Raw genomic sequence first — 3,561 nt, 5'->3', positions numbered from 1 at the left:
GTATCGAACTGATTGAGAAACGGTGTGGTCGAGGCGAAGAACAGCGTGCCATGCACCCGGTACAGCTTGCTGCCATCGTTCTCCAGATGGCTGTCGGCATACAGCTGACGGGCCTGCTGCCAGGCAAAGTTCAGCGCCGCAATGATGATGCCGCAGAGCACCGCAATGGCCAGATCGGTGAGAACGGTAATCACCGTCACCGCGATGATCACCAGCACGTCATTCAGCGGCACTTTGTTCATCACCCGCAACGAGGCCCAGGCGAAGGTCTGTTGCGACACCACGAACATCACCCCGACCAGCGCGGCCAATGGAATGCGCTCGATCAGCGGCGAGAGAAACAGAATGAACAGCAGGATCGACACCCCGGCCACCAACCCGGACAAGCGCCCGCGCCCGCCAGAACTGAGGTTGATCACGGTCTGGCCGATCATCGCGCACCCGCCCATGCCTCCGAACGCACCGGACACCAGATTCGCCGCCCCCAGCGCCACGCACTCGCGATCCGGGTAACCACGGCTCTCGGTGATTTCGTCGGTGAGGTTCAGGGTCAACAGGGTTTCCAGCAACCCGACCAGCGCCATCAGGATCGCATAGGGCGCGATGATCCGCAGGGTGTCCAGATTCCACGCGATGTCCGGCAGCGCCAGCGTCGGCAAGCCACCGGCAATGTGCGCCATGTCGCCCAGGGTGCGGGTCGGCAGGCCAAGCAGATACACCGCCAGGCCCACACCGAGAATCGCCACCAGCGCCGGCGGCACGGTACGGGTCAGGCGCGGCAGCACATAGACAACGGCCATGGTCACCGCGACCAGCCCGAGCATCATGTACAGCGGCGTACCGCTCAACCAGGCCTCACCGTTCTTGAAGTGCTCCAGTTGCGCCAAGGCAATGATGATCGCCAGGCCGTTGACGAAGCCGAGCATCACCGGGTGCGGCACCATGCGCACCAGCTTGCCGAGCTTGAGCAGCCCGAACGCCATCATGATCAGCCCGCCCAGCAACACCGTGGCCAACAAGTACTGCACGCCGTGTTGCACCACCAGCGCGACGATCACCACCGCCATCGAGCCGGCCGCGCCGGACACCATGCCGGGTCGCCCGCCGAACAGTGCGGTCAGGGTGCAGATGATGAACGCTCCATAGAGCCCCATCAGCGGATTGAGATGCGCCACCAGCGCGAAAGCGATGCATTCGGGCAACAGGGCGAAGGACGTGGTAAGTCCGGCCAGGACATCGGCGCGTAGACGTTTTGCTTTCATGGGGAACCGCACACAGGGAGAGACGAAAAAGAGTGTGCGGATGTTACGGAAATGCAGTCAGACCGACCAGTTGTTGTGCCTCCGCAAACGCCATCGCGAGCAAGCTCGCTCCCACAAGGGATCTGCGTCGAACACAAAATCCGTGCCCTATGGAGATCAAATGTGGGAGCGAGCTTGCTCGCGATAGCTGCAACTCGGTCTAATGCGAACTCAAACCATCTCGCCGCGAATCCACTCAACCACCGACGTGCGCTTCGGCACCCAGCCCAACAATTCCCGAGCCTGCTTGCCGCGCACCCGACTGTTGGAGCCAAGGCCATAGTTGGCCATTTCATAGCCCCACTCGGCTTCCGCGTCCTTGAGTGGCCAGTCCTGCGGTTCGCCCAGGTTCAGCGCCTGGGCCATCGCGGTGGTCATGTCGATGAACGACGCTTCACCGCTTTCAACGAAGTAGAAGGTGCCGGGTACGTTTTCAGTCAGCGCCAGCAGGTACAGGGAAACCACGTCTTCGATGTGCACATTGGACCAGATGTTCCGGCCCTTGCCGACATGGCGTACCACGCCGCTTTTGCGCGCCTGTTTGAGCAGGCGCGGCAACTGCACGCTGTCGCGATGGACGCCCAGGCTGTGACCGTAGATCAGCGTGTTGCAGATCACCGCCGAATTCACCCCATCCATGGCCGCCGCCAGGATCAGATTATCGATGGCCACGCGCGCAGCCTTGTCGACGGTCGGCTCCGGTAGATTGTCTTCGAAGTAGATGACATCACTGGACTTACCGCCCGAAGCATCACCGACGATGCTCGAACCGCTGGTGTGCAGGAACACTTTGCCAGCACCGCGCAGGGCATCGAGCAGGGCTTCCACCGCACCACGATGATCACTGCTGGCCGCGTTGATCACCGCGTCGGCAGCCAGCGCCTGATCGGCCAACAGGGCATGGTCTTCCAGACTGCCCACCACCGGAGAAATGCCCAGTGCGCGCAGTTCATCGGCTTGTTCGGCGCTGCGTACCAGACCGGTGACGTTGTGGCCGGCCTGGACCAGGCCCGTGGCGATGGAGCCGCCGATAAAACCGGCAGCACCGGTAACGAATACGTTCATGGAGAAACTCCCTGCGATGATTGGTGATGCAAGGAGTATCAAGGAGCGATCACTGCCGAAAAATGCCACCTGACCCAATTCACTTTTGCGCAGGAATCACGAATCAGCCCTTGAAGTCTGCGCTCGCATAATCCGCCAACTTGCCCTGGATAAAGTCCAGGAAGCATTGAATCCGCAGGGCCAGCTGCGAATTGCGGTAGTACACCGCGTTGATCGGCTGGCGATAGCCGCTGTTGAATTCGGCCAACAACACTTTCAAGCGTCCGGCACGAATATCTTCGATGGTCATGAAATGCGACAGGCTGGCGATGCCCTGGCCGTCCAGTGCGAGATGGCGGATGGTCTCGCCGCTGGAGGCGCTGATCGATGCCTGGATCGGCCAGCGATCGCCATGCACGTAACGCAGCGGCCATTGGTTGAGGCCTTCGTTCTGGGTGAACCCCAGCAACGTATGGTGGGCCAGGTCAGCCACGACTTGCGGCGTGCCATGCTTTTCCAGGTAGGCCGGACTGGCGACGATGTGCAGCGGGCTGCAACCCAGGGAGCGGGCATGCAATGTCGAGTCGGTCAGGGTGCCGATACGGATGGCGATGTCGGTGCTCTGCTCCAACAGGTCGATGATCAAATCGTTGCTGTTGAGTTCGAGCTGGATGTCCGGGTAAAGCCTGCGGAACTCATCGATGTAGGGCACGATGGCGTGCAGCATGAAAGGCGAAGCCGCGTTGATCCGCAGCCGCCCGGACGGCGTTTGCTGGCGTGAGGACAGGCGCTCTTCGAGCTCGTCCATCTGATCGAGAATCCGCTTGGCGTGCTCGAAGAAGTACTTGCCCTCTTCGGTCAGGTCCATGCGCCGCGTGGTGCGATTGATCAGCGTGGTGTCGAGCTTGGCCTCCAGCCGCGACAGCGTGCGACTGACCGCCGAAGGCGTTTGCCCGACCTGCTCGGCCGCCGCAGAAATCGACCCGCATTCAATCACGCAGACGAAAATCTGCAATTCATCGGATCTGGCTTTCACGTGTGTCCTCTTCGCTAATCGGCATGGGAAAAGATCGCAGCCTCGGCAGCTCCTACAAAGTATTGCGTACACCTGTAGGAGCTGCCGAGGCTGCGATCTTTTCCCATGCCGATTAGCGAAGAGGACACACGTGAAAGCCAGATCCGATGAATTGCAGATTTTCGTCTGCGTGATTGAATG

3 protein-coding genes are annotated in these 3,561 nt (G+C 60.8%); all 3 read right to left on the bottom strand.

Annotated elements, in window-relative coordinates; translation table 11 throughout:
- Positions 1-1,262: SulP family inorganic anion transporter (locus tag AC1DVH_RS27765; RefSeq protein ID WP_477756488.1), on the bottom strand; the 1,262-nt coding region annotated here is incomplete at its 3' end.
- Between the two features lie 210 nt (positions 1,263-1,472).
- Positions 1,473-2,366, bottom strand: a complete 894-nt coding sequence (locus AC1DVH_RS27760; protein WP_477756487.1) for an NAD-dependent epimerase/dehydratase family protein — start codon at positions 2,364-2,366, stop codon at positions 1,473-1,475.
- A 103-nt stretch (positions 2,367-2,469) separates the two neighbouring features.
- Positions 2,470-3,381, bottom strand: a complete 912-nt coding sequence (locus AC1DVH_RS27755; RefSeq protein WP_477756486.1) for a LysR family transcriptional regulator — start codon at positions 3,379-3,381, stop codon at positions 2,470-2,472.
- Positions 3,382-3,561: the final 180 nt, after the last annotated feature.

It is taken from the genome of Pseudomonas sp. P4_C3, assembly GCF_056402075.1.
The sequence above is the reverse complement of the archived record's forward strand: the minus strand, read 5'-3'. Positions and strand labels throughout refer to the sequence as shown.